Raw genomic sequence first — 17123 nt, forward strand, 5'->3', positions numbered from 1 at the left:
CGGCCGCCCGCTCGGAGTCAGCTGGTCCGGCCCCGAGGGCGCCGAGCGGGTCGTCGTCCTGGCGCATCCCGCTCCCGGCTCCTCGGACTTCGACCCCGACCCGGAGGCGACCGCGCGCCACGGGGTGCGCCTGCTCTCGTTCGACCGCCCGGGCTACGGCGCCTCCTCCCTCCTGACCGACCTCGACCCCGCCGGAGCGGGCGTCGGAGCCAGCCCCGAGCAGGCCGCCGCCGACATCGCCGAGTACCTCGCGACCGTCGGCATCGCCTCCGTCAGCGCCGCCGGCTGGTCGGCGGGAGGCCGCGTGGCCCTCGCGCTCGCCGCGAACTACCCCGGCCTCGTGGAGCGCGTCGCCGTGATCGGCACGCCCGCTCCCGACAGCGCCGTGCCGTGGGTCGGCGACGAGAACCGCGCCGAGCTCGCCCGCCTGGCCGACCTCCCGCTCGACGAGGCCGTCCGCTCGCTCACCCGCACCCTCGAGGGCGCCTTCGGCCCGACCCCCGCCCCGGACGCCCTGCTCGGGATGCTCGGCTCCGGCGACGCCGACACCGCGGTGCTCGAGACCCCCGGAGTCCGCGAGCGCCTCTCGCGCATGCTCGAGCGCGCCGTCGCCCAGGGCGCCCTCGGCATGGCCGCCGACCTCATCGGCTACGGCGTGCAGGAGTGGGGCTTCGCCGTCGAGTCCGCCGAGCCGCCCGCGCTCCTCCTCTACGGCGCCGAGGACGCGGTCGCCGGCCGCCGCCACGCCGAGTGGTACGCCGCACGGCTACCCGACTCCCGCCTCGAGGTCGTGCCCGGCCGCGGCCACCTGCTCGCGATTCCGGAGTGGGACCGCGTGCTCGGCTTCCTCCTCCCCGCCTGACGGCGGCCCGTCCTCTCGATTGGCGCGACTTCCGGCCGTCGCGTACACTCGACCCCGGTACCGTGTCCGAGCGGCCGAAGGAGCATGTCTCGAAAACATGTGTGGGCTTGCGTCCACCGTGGGTTCAAATCCCACCGGTACCGCCAACGAGAAGGCCCCCCGCTTCCACGGAAGCAGGGGGCCTTCGTCGTTCTCGGCGTCGTGCGGCGGTCGCGACGTGCGGGTCAGCCGGCGCGGAGCAGCCAGGAGCGGCCGGCGCGCAGGGCCCGGTAGAGGCGCCTGACCGCGTGGTCGGCCTCGGCAGAGCCGACGTCCGAGAAGGAGCCCGCCCCGCCCCAGAGCCCGAGCGCGTCGGCGGCCGCCGCCCGGACGTCTCGGCGGGTCGTCGCTCCGGCGAACAGCTCGTCGAGCCGGTCCGCGACGCGGGCCCGCGCGCCGTCCTGCTGCGACCGTGCGACGTCGCGCACCTCGGCGACGGCCGCCGTGATCTCGGCGAGCACTGCGGGGATCGCGCGGTCCATCCTCCAGAGCCTAGGAGCGCGAGCGCTGCGAGGCGGCGTGGGTCAGGAGCGTCGCCACGACTCCGACGAGCACGCCCAGCGCGGTCTCGAGCGCCCGGTCGCGCAGCAGCACGAGCTCGTCGACGGGATGCGCGAGCTCGACCATGAGGATCGCGAGCGGAGTGACGAAGGCGAGGGTCAGGCCGTAGTTGCGGCCGACGACGAGCTCGGCGGTCATCTGGAGGAGCACCACCACCACGATCACGGCGAGCGGGGAGAGCGGCAGGGCCAGGAGCGCGGCCGCGATCAGCACTCCGACGATCGTGCCGAGCATCCGGTGGCCCGCGCGCACGAGCCGGGCGCCCGCGTCCGCTCCCGAGACGGCTGCGACGGCGGAGACCATCGCCCAGTAGGGGTGGCCCAGGCCCGTCGCGGTCGGGATGGTGCCTGCCACCAGGACGACGGCCCCGAAGCGGAGCAGGGCGGCGCGCGTCGCCGGACGGGCCGCCGCCGCGCGGAACGAGGTGCGCCACGGCGTCGGGGCGAGGCGGCGTGCGCGGGGGAGCGCGAGACCGCTCAGGCCGACGACGAGCGAGAAGGCGGCGGAGCCCGCGGCGAGAGCGACGGCGAGCGGGATCCGCGAGGGCTCGGACGGGACGGACGCGCACGCCGTGACGGCGAACACCGGGAACAGCGGGCCGGGCGGATGCCAGTGCAGGGCGTCGCTGAGATAGGCGGCCGCGACGGTCACGGCGACCACGACGGGGATGATCAGCCAGTCGCGGTGAGGAGAGAGGGAGACGACGGTGCCGAGGGTCACGGTGGTGACGAGGAACGCGGCTGCCGACAGCTGCATCAGCAGGCGCGGCCGGTGCGTGTGCTGGCGTCCGTAGAGGGCCGTGAAGGCGCCGAAGGTCGCATAGAGGGCGAGATCGGTGCGGCCGAGCGCCCAGAGGACGAGCAGCGGGACGGCGATCGAGACGCCGGCGCGCAGGGCGACGCGATGGGCGCCGGCGTGCGGGCCGAAGGCGAGGAGCTCGCGGGGGTGGGGCAGAACGGGGGTGGCGGCCATCGGGTCCTCTGATCGGGGTCCGAGCGGCGGCGGCCGGAGAAGTGTTTCACGGGTGAAGCAGATATACTTTACGTGTGAATCAGTCTGAAAGCCAGCCGGGTGACGCGGTCGACGAGATCAGGGCGGGCTGGGCGGCGCTGCGGCCCGAGCTCGACACCTCCGCCGTCGACGTCGTCGGGCGGCTGATCCGCGCCTCCGCGCTGATCGTCCGGGCGACGGAGGAGCTGCTCGCCGCCCACGGGCTGACCCGCGGCGAGTTCGACGTGCTCTCCACGCTGCGTCGCGCCGGCACTCCGCAGTCGCCGACGACCCTCCGGACGATCGCCCTCGCCTCCGCGCCGGCGATCACCAAGCGCGTGCACTCGCTGGAGCGGCGGGGCCTGGTGCGGCGCTCCGCCAACCCGGCGGACGGGCGCGGCTCGCTCATCACGCTGACTCGCGAGGGGGAGGAGCTGGTCGACCGGGCCTTCCCCGAGGTGCTCGACGCCGAGCGGGCGCTGCTCTCGGGGGTGCCCGCCGATCTGCGGGCGGAGGCGTCGCGCTCGCTCCGCGCGGTGCTCGCGAGCGTCGAGGCGGCCGCGAGCCGGTGATGCGCGCGGGGACCGCGAGGCAGCGGGTGCTCGCTACCGTGGTCCCATGCGCCTGACCTCGAGCTTCACCGTGCCGACGCGGCCGCCGGTGCTGCAGCTGGTCAAGACGGCGGCGGCCACGGTCGTCACCTGGCTCCTCGCCGGCGTCGTCTTCCCGGGGACGCTGCCCGTCTTCGGCGCGATCGCCGCGCTCCTCGTCGTCGCGCCGAGCATCAACCAGTCGTTCTCCAAGGCCCTCGAGCGCTCGGTCGGCGTCATCATCGGCGTGATCGTCGGATCAGTGATCGGCACGGTGCTCGGCGGCGAGAGCATCATCGTTCTCCTCGCGATCGTGGCCGCGATCGCCGTCGGGTGGGCCGTGCGCCTGACCCCCGCCTCCGCGGTGCAGATCCCGATCAGCGCGATGCTCGTGCTCTCGGTGGGCGCGGTCACGCCGAACTACGCGCTCGACCGCATCCTCGAGACCCTGCTGGGCGCGGCGGTGGGAGTCGTCATCAACGTGCTCATCGTCCCTCCGGTCGTGCTGGCACCGGCCGAGCGGGCGATCGGAGACCTCACCGCTCAGCTCGCCGCCGCCCTCGACGACCTCGGCGACGCCCTCCAGGCCCCCGTCCCGCGACGCCGGCTCGACGAGCTGCTCATCAACGCCCGGCTGCTGCAGACCATGCAGAGCAAGGCGGAGGAGGCGATCGCGACCGGCGAGGAGTCCCTCCGCCTCAACCCGCGCCGCTCCGCCCACCGCGACCGGCTGCTGGCCCTCGACTCCGTCGTCCCGCGGCTGGGGCGCATCGTGACCCGGGTCCGCGGCATGACGCGGACCGTGCACGACCTCTACGACGACGAGCTCGTCGGGGAGCCGACGATCGCCGACATCGCCGTCCAGCTGCACCGGGCCGCCCACGATCTGCGGCTCCTCGTGCAGTCCTCGGTCGACGTTCCCGAGCCGGAGGCGATCACGGACGAGCTGCCCGCTCTCACCGCGCCGCTCGTGATCGCGACTCCGCACCCGCAGCACTGGATCCTGCTGGGGGCGCTCGCCGAGGACCTGCGGCGCATCCGCGAGGAGATCGTCGGCGCGGAGTCCTGACGGGCGGGCGCCGAGTGGCGTCGGCGGGAGGGCTGCTCTTGCTGCGCTCGGCGTCTCACGCCGCGCGACGTGCGGGTGGTGGCGGCCTGCGGTGGTCAGCCGTCCTGCTCGCCGTCCTTCCTCGGTCCGCCGCCCTCGACGAGTTCGCCGCCGCCCGGGTCCGGAGCGACCTGGTGCAGTGCCTCGGGGTCGCTCGCCTCGGCGTGGAGGGTCTTGCCCTCGGCGATGAGGGAGTCGTCGTCCACGAGGATCCCGGCCAGCTCGGTGATGCGTCCCCGGAGAGCGCCGATCGGGTCCTCGGTGGGCGCGTCCTCCTCGGCGTGATCGACCTCCGAGTCGGGGTAGCGGCGGAGGGCGGCCTCGTCCCGGTCGGGCCGCGGTGCACGGGCGTGCTCGACGCAGAGGCGGGCGACCTCCTCGGCGTGCGCGTGCATCACGGAGTGGGAGGCGTCGGGGATCTCCCAGGCCCGCGCATGCGGCATCGACCGGGCGATCTCCTCCGCCCACTCGCGCGGCACGAGCCGGTCGAACTCGCCGCGGATGACGAGGGCGGACGCGCGGATCCGGGGGACGGTCTCCTCGATCCGGTAGTGCATCATCTCGGGCAGCACGCGGGAGAACCAGCGCGGTCCGCAGAGGAGGTAGGCGCCCGCGGCGAGGATCGCGACCTTGAGGGGCTCGCGGACGCTCGACTGGGCGAAGCGGAGCGCGGCGGTCGGGAGGCGGCGCTCGTGCCGGTTCATCACGGGTCCGAGCAGGACGATGGTGGTCAGCTCCGGACGGCGCGCGGCGAGCTCGGCCACCACCTGCGTCCCCATCGAGTGGCCGAGGACGACGGGATCGTCGAGGCCGAGCTCGTCGATGACCGCGCCGACCAGCTCGGCGTAGTCGCCGATGTCCATGCGCCGCGCGTCGATCGGGTGCGGCACGCCGCCGAAGCCCGGCAGGTCGAGAGCGTGCACCGGGCCGAACTCGTTGAGCGCGGGCGCGAGGCGCTCGAAGTACGTGGCCGCGACTCCGATCCCCGGCACGAGGACGAACGTGCGCTCGCCGTCGCGCCCCACTGTGCTCACCCGCGCCCAGACGTCGCGGTAGTGCACGCGCTGGACCGAGACGTCGGTGCTGCGGGTGCGGCGGTGAGGATCCCGCCCCCGGGAGCGCGTGGTCGCGAAGACGTCGCGGACTCCGCGCCGCAGGGTCGTGGCGAGGGTGGGGAGGAGGTCGCTCGGGCGGAGCACGGGGCCTCCTTCGATCGGGGGAGTCGGTCGCTGCGAGCCTAGGCGCTCGCCGCCGGGCTCAGATCAGCATGTCGTCCGACCTGTGGAGGATCAGACGGGCCGGCCCGGTGTGGAGGACGCCGTTGGTCAGGGGGGCGGTCCGGACGCCGCCGCGCCTCCGCATCGCCCGGAACGCCCCGGGGGCGAGCACGACGTCCATCCAGGCGCAGGGGTTCGCCGGTCGTCCGCCCTGGAACTCGATCCGCTCCCCGCCCTGCTCGATCGCGAACGTGCGGCCGGCGAGCGCATCGACGTCGGCGCCGCGGACGATGATGTTGCGGCGGGTGTCGGCGGGGTCGAAGGGCCCTGCGCCGAGCTCGGCGGCGATGTGCTCGAGGGTCTCGACCGCGAAGAGCGTGATCGCCGCGGGGCGGTGCGCGCGCTGGGCGAAGAAGCGGTCGCCGACGATGCCGAGGCCTGCGCGGATCTCGATCCGCTCGGGCTGCTCGTTGCCCTCGGACGGCATCGGGCCATCGGCGGGGCGGCCCTCGTAGCGGTGCAGCGGAGAGACGACGAAGCCCACGAGCTCGATCGCGGCGGCCTCCATGAGCCCACGGTACGCCGTGAGGGGGAGCAGCGGCGTCCGCCGGTCGGAGGCTCTGCGAGGCGCTCCGGGACACCGCGACGGAGCCTGGGTCCTCGTGGCTGCGGCGGCGTCCCGAGAGGGAGCCGTCTGCGCCGCCGCCGCCGATTCGCGGAGGGGGCTCCCGGCATGTATAGTCGTACCTCGTTGCGTGCGCCTCTGGCCCACGCGATGGACTGCGCCCGTAGCTCAACGGATAGAGCATCTGACTACGGATCAGAAGGTTGGGGGTTCGAATCCCTCCGGGCGCACTCTGGTTGAGACAGAGCAGAACGGCCCGCTTCGGCGGGCCGTTCTCGTTTTAACGGTCGCTCGTTCCGGTGGCCGTCGGCGTCGGTCTCCCGGAGAGCGCGGGGCGGCGGAACGGCCGGTCCTCCGCCTCGCAGGACGCCTCTTCGCGCCGTCGATGGCGCCGACCGTCTTCCGCCCGCATCCGCGATCAGTCCTCGCCCGCGCTCGCGGTCACTCCGCGCAGGCTCCGCGATCACCCGTCGCGAGCACGCCGCTCGGCTCTTCTCGCGCGCCGTTTCCTCCTCCACAGCGCCCATCTCGCGCCGTTCTCCACGGATGCAGCCGTCCCGGCCGCGGTGACGTCGAACCGAGCAATACTCTCCTTCCGTGGGGCTGAACGGTCGCCGCCGACGCAGTGCGCTCGGTCGGCAGAGGAGAGGACATCGGATGAGTCGAACGGAACAGTCGGGGCAGGACGAGCGCGGACGACCCCGAGCGCGGACGGCGCGAGCGCTGGTCGGCACGACGGTGGGTTGCGTGCTCGTGAGCGGGCTGCTGGGCGGAGGCCTCGCGCCGCCGCCCGCCCTCGCCGCCGACGGTCCTCACACGACGATCGAGAACACCCTCCTGCAGGGAGGCGCGACGAACGCCGGAGTGACGACCGTCTCGGCCTGGGTCCAGAAGGGCGAGACGCTCCGGGTGGACCTCCACCCGCTCCAGGCGGGCTCGGGCGCCGGCGAGGGCGAGACCGGCGGCGGTACCGCGCGGGTGACGGCTCCGGGCGGGGCCGTCCTCGACGAGCAGGACTTCGCGCCCGGAGCGGCGCCCTCGGTGTCCGCCGGCGGCTCGTTCGTGGCGGACGAGACCGGCGTCTTCCAGATCCGGGTGTCCGACGACGACGTGACGGCGCCGGTGAACCTCGTCTGGAGCATCGGCGTCCAGGACGCGCGGGGCGCGGCGGTCGCGGGCCGGGTGTGGTCCGACTCCTATGCGATCCAGTCCGGGGCGAAGGAGTCCTACTCCTCGCCCGAGGAGCGGCGCTCGTCTTTCACGCTCCACGCCGTCACGGAGACGGGCGCCCGCTACGAGCTGGGGCTGCGCGGCTACGACGGGGTCGCCTCGACGGTCCAGGCCACGAACAAGGGCAACGTGAAGGTCGGGTCGTCCGATCCGTCCTACCTCTCGGTCCCCATGCCGCAGTCGAGCGAGGCGGGCGGGATCGGGGCTCAGTACGTGCAGGCGTCCGGACGCTCCGGGATCGACGGCCTGCAGACCTACAAGCTCTTCCTGGACCCGCCGTCGTCCGACCTGCCGGAGTCGATCGCTCCGGCCTACCGCGGGCCGACGATCGAGGGCCTCGCCTTCCGCCGGTCGACCGCCGGCTCCGACGCGGGCACGCTGACCGGCGTCCTGGGGACGCAGCCGGGCACCGTCGTCGTGGACGTCGATGCGGACGGGGACGGCTCCTACGACGGCGAGCGCGACGTGCACCTCACCCGGATCGCGGGGACGACCGGTCCCTTCTCGGTCGACTGGGACGGACGGGACGCGAAGGGCGGGACGGTCGACGTGACCGACCCCGACGTCACCTTCCGCGCCTCCATCGGCCGCACGAACGAGTTCCACTTCACGCGGGTCGACGCCGAGACGTCCGCCGGCGGCGTGTCCGTCGTGAGGTCGACCGGCGGCGGCGACGACCCGTCGATGGTCCACTGGGACGACTCGCTCCTCGCCGGATCGAACTCGGAGCGGTACTCCGGCACCTCCGCGGTGACGTCCGGCGACGGCGGCACCGACTCGTCCGGCGGGGTGCACCGCTGGGAGGGCGACGACTCCGGGCGGGGCCGCGTCCCCAACGCCAACGACTCGGTGCACGGCTCCTACGGCGACCTGCGGGCGATCGACGACTGGGCCTACGGCTCGGACGGTGCGGTCGCGGTCGCACGCCTCGATCCGCTCGCGCCGCACGTGACCATCGCGAAGACCTCGTCGGTCGACTCCGCCACTCCGCTGCTCCGCGGCGCCCGCGTGCCCTACCGGGTGACGCTGACCTCGGACGGGACAGGGGACTACACCGACGCCGCCGTCATCGACTACCTCGACAAGGGCGTGCTCGACGACGCCGAGCTCGACGCCGACTCCCTCCGCGCCTCGCAGGGCACGGCCACGATCGACGCGGAGACGGGCCGCATCTCCTGGGCGGCCGGCAGCCTGCCGGTCGGGGCGACGGCCGAGCTGACCTTCGACGTGATCGTGACCGGCGAGGGGGACCGCGCGCTGACGAACACGGCCTGCCTCGCCGATGCGCCCTTCGCTCCCGCCTCGTCCGGCACGGGGACCGACGCGAACCCCTGCGCCACCGTCCCGCACGACATCGGCGAGGGGTCGCTCCTGATCCGGAAGACCGCGTCCCAGGCGAGCGCCGAGCACGGCGGCACGGCGGGCTTCGACATCGTCGTGGCGAACACCGGAACGGTCGACGCGACGGACGTGACCGTGACCGACGTCCCGACGCTCGACCACCTGCTCGAGGCGACCATCGAGAACGGCGCCGGAGGAACGCAGCCGGCCACGGAGCCCGTCACGGGTCTCGACATCCCCGCCGGCGGCCAGGTGTCGCTGCACGTCAGCGGCCGGGTCACCGACGGGTACGACTCCGCGACCCTGCCCAACCGCGTCTCGATCACCCACCAGCCCGAGGGCTTCGACCCGCCGACGGTCGAGAACGCCTGCGCTGACGATGCGACGTCGTCCTGCGCGGAGATCCCGGTGCCGCCCGTCCAGGGAAGGCTCTCCATCGAGAAGACGGCGATCGGGAATCAGGTCGACCACGGCGGGCGCGCCGGGTTCCGGATCGTGGTCGCCAACGAGGGGGCTCGGCCGGCGGACGGGGTGACCCTCACCGACATCCCCGAGCTCGCGCACCTGAGCGACGTCACGATCTCCCGGGACGGCGGCCCGGCGTCGTCCGACCTGACTGTCGAGAACCTGTCTCTGGCCCCGGGAGCGTCGACGACGTTCACCGTGACCGGACGGGTCGCCGACGGCGTGGACGCGTGGACCATCCCCAACCGGGCGCGCCTGACCGAGGTCCCGGAGGGCTTCGATCCGACGACCGTCCTGCACCCGTGCGCGGACGACGGCGGAGCCAGCTGCGCCCAGGTGGCGGTGCCTCCGGTCGGACTCGTGCCGACGGTCCTCGCCTCGACGGGAGCGGCGGCCGGGCCCCTCGCGGCCGGAGCCGGCGCTCTGCTCCTGGCCGGCGGCGCCCTGACGGCGCTGCGCCGTCGCTCGACCCGCACCTCGTGAACCGGAGCCCGGGCCGCTGCAGCGCGGCCCGGGCTCTCGGACCCTCTCCTCGAAAGGCACTACTGCATGACCGAGCACGGCCTCCCCTACCGCATCACCGAGCGCTTCCCTCTCCCCGATGGACGCGTCGGCGTCAGCACCTGGTGGTCCGCCGACCCGGAGCAGCTGGAGCAGCAGCTCCGCACGCGCTCCGGGCATCCGCATCCCGAGAGGGAGCCGATCCGGAGACTGCACCTCGCGACCGCGACGATCGTGCTGATCGAGGAGCGGACCGCGGGAGGCTTCCGCCCGCTCGACCCCCACCTCCGAGCCCGCACCGATCCGCGCTGGCGCCGGGCTCTCCTGCGGTCGCGCAGGCCGGCCCGGCTCCGACGGGTCATCGGTCCGCGGGACCTGCCGAGGACGGATCCGCCGGTCGAGGTGTCACGGCACGTCGATCCGACACGTCGAGTGTGAAGGAGGCGGGCGGAGAGCTCGGCACCTGATGCGCGGTGAGGGTCTCCCCGCAAGGACGCCGTCGGGTCAGGCGGCTTCCTCGAGGTCGTCCTCGACTGCGACGGGCGCGTCGACCGGGGCGCACGGGGGAGCCGACTCGGCCGGGGGTGCCGAGGCCGCGATGCGCGAGCGCTCGAGCCCGGCGAGGAGCACGGCGAAGGCCTCCTCGAGCTCGGCGGTGTCGCGGAGCAGGACGCGCTCGCCGCTTGCCGGATCGAGGCGGACCGTCCGGTAGGCCGGGCGGGGGAGGTCGGAGACCAGGGTGATGATGCCGAGGACGACGCCGCTGCGGCGGGCGCGCGCGGTCCAGCGGTTGGCGTGGGTGCGGAGAAGGATCATGACCGGGGCCGTCCTCGGTGACGTGGTGCAGGAGCGGGGGGAGGGGGGTGTCGCTGGCGGTGCGGGGATCCTCTCGAAGCTTGCTGCACGAAGGGCCTCCGCTTCCTGTGCTTGACAGCAGAGCCGAGCAGCGGTCACCGGCGCCGGGCGGCCGCCGCGGCGTGCAGGGCCCGCAGGAACTCGGGGACGACCGGGTTCCCGGTGTCGCGGGCGAGCACACCGATCTCACGGCTCGCGCCCGGATCGTCGATCGGGATCTCGCGGACGTCGTCGTCGACCGAGGACGGGCTCGGCGGCAGGATCGTGAGTCCGAGGCCGGCTGCCGCGAGTCCCCGGGCGGCGCGGTAGTCGCCGACCTCGAACGCCGGCACGGGGTCACGGCCGTCCACGGCGAGCAGGCGCCGGGCCGACTCGTGGAGGCCGTAGCCGGGCGCCAGCATGATCAGGTCGAGGCCGCGGAGGTCCTCCACCGTGACGGAGCGCCGCGAGGCGAGCGGATGACGGGGGTCCACGACCGCGAGGAGAGGCTCCGAGTAGAGGGTCGTCGTGGTGGTGCCGGGGAGATCGGGCGGATCCGCGACGATCGCCAGCTCGGACTCGCCCTCCGCCACGGCCCTCAGGCAGAGGGCTCGGGAGCCGTGACGGAGCCCGAAGCCGACCTGCGGCCAGCGGCGGCGGAACCGGCGGATCACATCCGGCACGAAGCTCTCCCCGAGGAGCGTCTGGAAGGCGAGGTCGATCCGGCCGTGCTCCACGTCGCCCGCCTGCCGCACCTCCGCGAGCCCGGTGCGGATCACCGACATGCCGTCCTGAGCGGCCTCGGCGAGACGGGTCCCCGCCTCCGTCAGCACCACCCCGCGGCCCTCCCGGCGGACCAGGGGAGTGCCGACCAGGGCGGACAGCCGGGCGAGCGACCGGCTCGCGGTCGGCTGCGGGATCCCGAGCTCGGCGGCCGCCGCCGTCACGCTCCCGGTCTGGGCGATCGCGACGAGCAGGGGCAGGAGGCGGAGGGTCGCGGGCCAGTCGTCGGACACGCCACCACCCTAGATCCGGACATGACCAGAACGCATGAACAGCACGAGAAAGGACATTAGTCATGCACCCGGAGGCGGTCTACCGTTGGAATCATGAGCGCCGCCGCAGGCACCCGACCGATGCGCGCAGCGGCGCCCTTCTCGCAGCGGCGGCTGACCATCGCCCTCCTCGCCGCCGGAGTCGCGACCTTCGCCGAGCTCTACGCCGTGCAGAGCGTCCTCCCGCAGCTCGCGCGGGAGTGGGCCCTCGCCCCGTCCGACGCCGCGCTCACGGTCTCGGCCGCGACCCTCGGGCTGGCGCTCTCGGTGCTGCCGTGGGCCTCGGTGGCCGAGCGCATCGGACGGCTCGAATCCATGCGGATCGCGGTCCTCACGTCCGTGGTCCTGGCGCTGCTCGCCTGCATCGCCCCGACCTTCGAGCTCCTGCTCGTCCTGCGCTTCCTCGGGGGAGCGGCACTGGGTGCCGTCCCGGCGCTCGCCGTCGCGGCGATCCACGACCGGGTCGGAGGCGCCGGAGCGACGGCCGCCGCGACCGCCTACGTCTCCGGGACCACGATCGGCGGTGCCGCCGGACGCCTGCTCGCCGGACCGCTCGCGGCGGCGCTCGGATGGCGCGGAGCCCTGCTCGTCGTGACGGCCGTCTGCGCGGCGGCCGCGATCGTCTTCGCGGTGCTCGCGCCCCGGGGCGGCGGCGCGCGCGAGGCGGCCCCCGGCGGCTGGCGAGGGAAGACGGCGCAGGTGCTCCGCGATCCGATGCTCGTCGCGATCGCGCTGCAGACGTTCCTCGCGGTCGGGGTGTTCGTCGCGGTCTACAACTACCTGGCGTTCCGGCTCGAGGCGCCGCCGTTCGCGCTGGCGCCCGCGCTCGTCTCCCTCCTCTTCGCCGCCTACCTCGCGGGAACCGTCTCCTCCCGGCTCGCGGGGAGATGGGGGCCGCGGATCGGTCCCCGCCTCGTCATGCGGATCGGCGTCGCCCTGATGATCGTCGGACTGCTGGTGATGCTCGCCGAGAACGTCGCCGTGGTGATCGCGGGACTCCTCGTCTTCACGGCCGGTTTCTTCGCCCTGCACGCGACCGGCGCCGCCTGGACGGGAGCGCGGGCGGTTCCGGCACTCCGAGGGCACGCCGGTGCGGTCTACACGATCGCCTTCTACGCGGGCTCGGCCGCCGGCGGCTGGCTCCTCGGCCTGGCCGTCGGAGCCGGTGGCTGGCCGGCGCTGACGGCGGTGACGATCGGCCTGCTGCTGGTCGGAGCGGGGATCGTCAGCCTCCCGTCGCGCACCACCGCGGCCGGACGGTGAACCCCCGCCTCCGTCGACCGCCCCCCGAGCTCCGCCCGGCACCTCCCCGCAGCGGGCGAGGTGCGACATGATGGCCCGACTGCACGAAGCGGGGGACGGCATGGCGCGGAGCACCGGAGCGGACGGCTCCCCACGCGAGAGCGGCGGGACGGACGAGGGCGGCACCGACCCGCGCTACCACGCGGGCTTCCAGCGCGGCTACGACGGACGCGAGGCCGAGCGGCGCGGCAGCGGCGAGGAGCGCCTCCGCTCCCCGTTCCTGTCGGGCGGGACCTCGGGCATCGGGCGATCGGCCGGCCGGCGAGGTGGCGGGTCCGCTCCCGATCAGGAGGACGTGCGATCGGTCGGCGGCCCGACGGGCTCCCGAGTCTCCGGCCGACGGACCGCTCCGAAACGCGCGAGAGCGGCGGTGCGGGCCGTCCCGACACCCGCGGAGCCGACCGCGCCCCGACCCGCGGAGCCGACAGTCCCACTCCCGACCGAGCCGACCGTCCCGCTCCCCACCGAACCCGACTCCGCTCCCGGCGACGCGGCACCCGACTCCGGTGACCGTCACGACGCGACCGACACCGACCCCCGCCCCGCTGTCTCCACTCGCCGCATCGCCGGAACCCTGGCGGTCGTCGGCGGCGTGAGCGTCCTCGTCGGACTCCTCGCCCTCTGGAACAGCTCCCACAGCTGGTACGACTACTCGCCGTCGCAGAGCGCCTTCGGGCCCGAGCAGTACCTCCGCGTGCTCAGCGACAACGCGATCGGACCGTTCCTCACCGTCGGCCTGATCGCGCTCGGCCTGGCGGTCGTGGTGCCGCTGCTGAGGGCTCCCCGCCGATGACGCGGGTCCGCCTGCTCTGGGCCGCCGCGATCGCGGTCACCGTCGTCCTCTGGGCCGCAGTGCTCGCGCTCCCGGTCGTGGTCCTCCTGCTGCCGAACCAGTACCAGGGCGACTCGATCACGGTCCCGCCGGAGCTCTACGTGCGGCAGGCGCTCGCGATGGTCGCGCCGCCGCTCCAGACCGCCGCCCTGGTGATGCTGGGGGCGCTGATCGTCGTCGCGGTCGCGCGGCGTTCGCCGGCGAAGGCCCGTACGACGGAGGCGGCGAGCGGCTGGGACGACGCCGTGCTCCTCGACCCGGACGGCCGCGAGCAGCACGGGACGGGCCCCGCAGGCCGCTGAGCAGACGCTACTGCGGCGGAATCCGCCTCCGGGAGCACCCGCTGCTTCCCGGTCGAAGCCGCTCCTCCGGACGCACCCGCCCCTCACGCCGGCAGCAGCTGGAACCGCTCCCGCGCCGCCCCGCCGGCGACGAGGTCCGCGAGCAGCTCGCCCAGGACCGGGCCGAACTTGAAGCCGTGTCCCGAGAACCCGGTCGCCAGAGTCACGCGGCCCACGCGGTCGATCACGAAGTCCTCGTCGGGGGTGCTGTCGTAGAGGCAGCTGATCGGAGTGGCGCTCGCCGCGTCCACGCCCGGGATCCACTCCGCGACGTAGCCGACGAGGCGGGCGAGCGCCCGGGGCTCGGGCTCGAAGGTGCGCTCGTCCGGATCGACGACGACACCGGTGCCGTGCTCGCCCACCTTCACCCCGACTCCGGGCGTCGCGAGCCCGTAGACGACGGGCAGGCCGGCGCGGTGGTGAGCGGAGCTCGGCCACGAGTCGAGGGGCAGATCGCTCGCGAAGTGCGCGGGCTGCTCCTGCGTGACGCGCAGCGGAGGGAGGCGTCGGCCGGCCGCGCGGACGAGGCCGTCCACGAGCGGAGGCGTCCAGGATCCGCCGGCCACGACGACCGCGTCGGCGTCGAGGGCGCCGTCGGTGGTCAGCACGCGCACGTCGTCGGCGCGCTCCTCGATGCCCAGCACGCGCGTCCGCGTCCGGAGGACGGCGCCGCGTCCGAGGGCGGAGTCGAGCATCGCGTCGATCGCGGCCGCCGCGTCGAGGCGTCCGCCCTCGGGGTGCAGCAGGACGTCGGTCTCGAAGCGGAGTCCCGGCCAGCGCCGCTGCGCCTCGTCCGCTTCGATCCGCACCACGGGGATCCCGTCGCGCAGGAGGACAGCCTCGACGGCGGCCAGGACGGCGGGGTCGCCGTGGTCGATCGCGCCGACCGGGTGCAGCAGGCGGCGGCCGGTCTCGGCCTCGAGCCGTGCCCAGGCGCGCCCGGCCCGTCCGGTGAGGGCGCGGTAGTCGTCCTCGAGGTAGCCGCGGCGGAAGATGCGCGTCTCGCCGTGGGACGAGCCGCGGTCGTGGCCCCGCTCGAACTGCTCGACGAGCACCACGCGGTCGCCGCGCTCGGTGAGTGCGCGGGCTGTCGCCGCTCCGACCAGGCCGGCTCCGACGACGACGACCTCTCGGGTCACGGGGTCTCCCGGGAGGCGCGGCGCACGCCGAGCAGGACGACCAGGCGGAGGAACCCGACGAGTCCCATGCCGATCAGTGCGGCGATCAGCATCAGCACGGCGACACCGGCCACCCAGGTCGTGTCGCCCGTCACCGACTGTGCCGCGAACTCGGTGCAGAACAGCGCCAGCCCGGCGTAGCTCAGGATGAGGACGGTGATCGTCCCGGGGCGGCGGAGGCGCTGCGCGGGCGTCCGCCAGAGGGCGGGCGGCTCGAGCCAGCGGCGCAGCAGCCGGATCACGAGGGTGCCGACCAGGCCGAGGAAGCCGGCCGCGATCAGGATGATGCCCGCGCCGCCCAGCCCCGATGCCTCGACGCCGGTCAGCTCGAGGGCGATCCCGATCGCGACGCCGACGGCTCCTGCGCCGCCCGCGATCATCGCCGCCCACACTCCGAAGCCGCCGCGGAGGACGCTCTCACGCTCGGGACGTGACGGGTCGGCGTCCATCGGCCGCTGCTGGCGCGGACGGATCGGCGCAGGGGGAGCCGACGCCGGCGCTGCTGCCGGAGCGGCCGCGGCCTCGGACACGCCCCAGACCGGAGCGGCGTCCGGCGTCTGCGACTCGATCACGTTCTCGCGCACCGGCACGTAGCGCAGCGGCGCGTCGATCCGCACCTGCGGCCGCCCGCGCACGACGATCGTCGCCCCCAGGTCGGCTCCGCGCTCCAGCGCGACGGGTCCGAGGAGGAGCCCGACCGCCGGATCGATCCGCCACGCGTCCGACCGGGGAGCCGACCCGTACCACTCCGCCGACACGGCTCCGCCGAGATCGACCGAGATCGGCCGCCCGTCGCTGTAGCTCGTCACCGGCACGAGCGACCGGCCGGAGTTGCGCACCCGCGCGCCCACCCGCCACCAGTCGTCCCCGGCGTGCGTCAGCCGCACCTCGACGTCGACCAGCGACGCCGGCACCGCCCGCCGCCGTCCGATGACCACCGCGACGACCGCGAGCCCGGCGATGACCAGCCCGCCGAGCAGGCCGACCACTCCGATGAAGATCTCCATGGGAGCAGTCAAGCAGGCGCGGGTCGCCGACGCGGGCGCGACGAGGTGGCCTCCGGGAGGCTCGATCCCGGCCGTCGACGCCGTCGCTCCGCGCGGCCGCCCCGTTCAAGACGCTCCGCCCGACCGTCGAGCCCGGAGCGGGTCACTCCGCATACTGAGGAGGCGTGTCGCGTCGACCGCATCGCGGGTCTCGTGGCAGGAGGGGTCGATCATGCGCCACTGGCCTACGTCACCCGTGCGCCGGCGCCCTCGTCGACGGGCCGGTGCGATCCTCGCTCTGCTGGGGGCTGCGGCGCTCGCCGTCGCAGCCGTCGCACTGTCGGACACGGCGGGAGGAGGGGGACCGGAGGCGGTGTCCTCCCCGGCCGGTGCTTCTGCGGCGTCGAGCAGTCCCGCTGCTCCCGCGCCGAGCAGCCCGCCGGCGGTCGTCGAGCCGTCCGCTCCGGAAACGGAGCCGTCCGCTCCGTTCCTCGCGACGCTGGCCGCTCTCCCCTCGGTCGAAGGCCCCGCCGCCGTCCCCTACGACCGCGACCTCTTCGGACAGGCGTGGTCGGACGTCGACCGCAACGGCTGCGACACCCGCAACGATGTCCTCGGCCGTGACCTGCTCGCCCCCGTGTTCAAGCCCGGCACCCGCGACTGCAAGGTCCTCACCGGCACCCTGATCGACCCCTACGACGGCACCTCGGTCGCCTTCATCTCCGGGACCGACACCTCCCGCCTCGTGCAGATCGACCACGTCGTCGCCCTGGGCTGGGCCTGGCACCACGGCGCCTGGTCGTGGACGGACGACCAGCGCCTCGCCTTCGCGAACGACCCCGCGAACCTCGTCGCCGCCTCCGAGCAGACGAACCGCGCGAAGAGCGACGCCGGCCCGGGGGAGTGGCTGCCACCGGCCGCGGAGCTGCGCTGCGGGTACGTGGAGCAGTTTGTGGCGGTGCTTGGTGCGTACGGGCTGGGGATCGATGCGCGGGACCGGGCGGCGTCGGAGGCGGTGCTGGCGGTGTGCGGGGAGTGAGGGGCCGGTCCGGCTGTCGCGAGCGGA

General features: G+C 74.4%; 17 protein-coding genes and 2 tRNA genes. 11 read left to right on the plus strand and 8 right to left on the minus strand.

Features of this window, described 5'->3' with window-relative positions; all coding sequences use genetic code 11:
* Window positions 1-862, plus strand: an 862-nt coding sequence (locus C5D66_RS03325; protein ID WP_104326784.1) for an alpha/beta fold hydrolase, incomplete at its 5' end; no start/stop codon positions are given.
* A 56-nt stretch (window positions 863-918) separates the two neighbouring features.
* Window positions 919-1008, plus strand: a tRNA-Ser gene (locus C5D66_RS03330).
* A 78-nt stretch (window positions 1009-1086) separates the two neighbouring features.
* Here the strand turns inward: C5D66_RS03330 and C5D66_RS03335 are convergent.
* A complete protein-coding gene (locus C5D66_RS03335) occupies window positions 1087-1383 on the minus strand; it encodes a hypothetical protein (RefSeq protein ID WP_104256285.1) in 297 nt (98 codons plus the stop codon).
* Window positions 1384-1393: 10 nt separating this feature from the next.
* Window positions 1394-2434 (minus strand): FUSC family protein, encoded by a 1041-nt coding sequence (locus C5D66_RS03340; protein WP_104256284.1) that lies wholly within the window; start codon window positions 2432-2434, stop codon window positions 1394-1396.
* A gap of 74 nt (window positions 2435-2508) precedes the next feature.
* On the opposite strand from C5D66_RS03340, the gene C5D66_RS03345 reads away from it, so the two are divergent.
* Together C5D66_RS03345 and C5D66_RS03350 are read left to right on the plus strand one after the other, a co-directional pair.
* Window positions 2509-3024 (plus strand): MarR family winged helix-turn-helix transcriptional regulator, encoded by a 516-nt coding sequence (locus C5D66_RS03345; RefSeq protein WP_104256283.1) that lies wholly within the window; start codon window positions 2509-2511, stop codon window positions 3022-3024.
* 46 nt (window positions 3025-3070) lie between these two features.
* Window positions 3071-4111 (plus strand): aromatic acid exporter family protein, encoded by a 1041-nt coding sequence (locus C5D66_RS03350; protein ID WP_104225996.1) that lies wholly within the window; start codon window positions 3071-3073, stop codon window positions 4109-4111.
* 95 nt (window positions 4112-4206) lie between these two features.
* Here the strand turns inward: C5D66_RS03350 and C5D66_RS03355 are convergent, their stop codons facing one another.
* Together C5D66_RS03355 and C5D66_RS03360 are read right to left on the minus strand one after the other, a co-directional pair.
* Window positions 4207-5349, minus strand: a complete 1143-nt coding sequence (locus C5D66_RS03355; RefSeq protein WP_181067912.1) for an alpha/beta fold hydrolase — start codon at window positions 5347-5349, stop codon at window positions 4207-4209.
* 58 nt (window positions 5350-5407) lie between these two features.
* On the minus strand, window positions 5408-5935 hold the full coding sequence (locus tag C5D66_RS03360; protein ID WP_104256281.1) for an MOSC domain-containing protein: 528 nt from the start codon (window positions 5933-5935) through the stop codon (window positions 5408-5410).
* Between the two features lie 214 nt (window positions 5936-6149).
* Here C5D66_RS03360 and C5D66_RS03365 point away from each other — a divergent pair.
* The 3 genes from C5D66_RS03365 to C5D66_RS03375 all read left to right on the plus strand — a co-directional run bounded on the left by C5D66_RS03365 (window position 6150) and on the right by C5D66_RS03375 (window position 9967).
* A tRNA-Arg gene (locus C5D66_RS03365) sits at window positions 6150-6222 on the plus strand.
* 427 nt (window positions 6223-6649) lie between these two features.
* Window positions 6650-9511 (plus strand): DUF11 domain-containing protein, encoded by a 2862-nt coding sequence (locus C5D66_RS03370; RefSeq protein ID WP_104256280.1) that lies wholly within the window; start codon window positions 6650-6652, stop codon window positions 9509-9511.
* Window positions 9512-9577: 66 nt separating this feature from the next.
* Entirely contained in the window at window positions 9578-9967 is a 390-nt protein-coding gene (locus C5D66_RS03375; protein WP_104256279.1) for a hypothetical protein, read from the plus strand.
* 66 nt (window positions 9968-10033) lie between these two features.
* On the opposite strand, the gene C5D66_RS03380 is transcribed toward C5D66_RS03375, so the two are convergent.
* Window positions 10034-10345, minus strand: a complete 312-nt coding sequence (locus tag C5D66_RS03380; protein WP_104256278.1) for a hypothetical protein — start codon at window positions 10343-10345, stop codon at window positions 10034-10036.
* Window positions 10346-10479: 134 nt separating this feature from the next.
* Complete coding sequence (locus tag C5D66_RS03385; RefSeq protein ID WP_104256277.1) at window positions 10480-11379, minus strand: LysR family transcriptional regulator; 900 nt, start codon at window positions 11377-11379, stop codon at window positions 10480-10482.
* Window positions 11380-11472: 93 nt separating this feature from the next.
* On the opposite strand from C5D66_RS03385, the gene C5D66_RS03390 reads away from it, so the two are divergent.
* The 3 genes from C5D66_RS03390 to C5D66_RS03400 all read left to right on the plus strand — a co-directional run bounded on the left by C5D66_RS03390 (window position 11473) and on the right by C5D66_RS03400 (window position 13854).
* Window positions 11473-12681, plus strand: coding sequence for an MFS transporter (locus C5D66_RS03390; RefSeq protein WP_104256276.1), 1209 nt, complete (start codon window positions 11473-11475; stop codon window positions 12679-12681).
* A gap of 67 nt (window positions 12682-12748) precedes the next feature.
* Window positions 12749-13513: a hypothetical protein gene (locus tag C5D66_RS17425; protein WP_181067920.1), complete on the plus strand. Its 765-nt coding sequence runs from the start codon at window positions 12749-12751 to the stop codon at window positions 13511-13513.
* On the plus strand, window positions 13510-13854 hold the full coding sequence (locus C5D66_RS03400; protein ID WP_104256274.1) for a hypothetical protein: 345 nt from the start codon (window positions 13510-13512) through the stop codon (window positions 13852-13854). Before C5D66_RS17425 ends, C5D66_RS03400 begins: the two co-directional genes overlap by 4 nt.
* A gap of 83 nt (window positions 13855-13937) precedes the next feature.
* Here C5D66_RS03400 and C5D66_RS03405 read toward each other — a convergent pair whose 3' ends face one another.
* Both C5D66_RS03405 and C5D66_RS03410 read right to left on the minus strand, forming a co-directional pair.
* A complete protein-coding gene (locus C5D66_RS03405) occupies window positions 13938-15032 on the minus strand; it encodes an FAD-dependent oxidoreductase (RefSeq protein WP_104256273.1) in 1095 nt (364 codons plus the stop codon).
* On the minus strand, window positions 15029-16078 hold the full coding sequence (locus tag C5D66_RS03410) for a hypothetical protein (protein ID WP_104256272.1): 1050 nt from the start codon (window positions 16076-16078) through the stop codon (window positions 15029-15031). The genes C5D66_RS03405 and C5D66_RS03410 overlap by 4 nt, the downstream gene beginning before the upstream one ends.
* A 211-nt stretch (window positions 16079-16289) precedes the next feature.
* Here C5D66_RS03410 and C5D66_RS03415 point away from each other — a divergent pair, with 211 nt between their 5' ends.
* Window positions 16290-17096, plus strand: a complete 807-nt coding sequence (locus tag C5D66_RS03415) for an HNH endonuclease family protein (protein ID WP_104256271.1) — start codon at window positions 16290-16292, stop codon at window positions 17094-17096.
* The last annotated feature ends 27 nt before the right edge of the window (window positions 17097-17123 follow it).

This window comes from Rathayibacter sp. AY1B4 (assembly GCF_002932815.1).
Taxonomy (GTDB): Bacteria; Actinomycetota; Actinomycetes; order Actinomycetales; family Microbacteriaceae; genus Rathayibacter.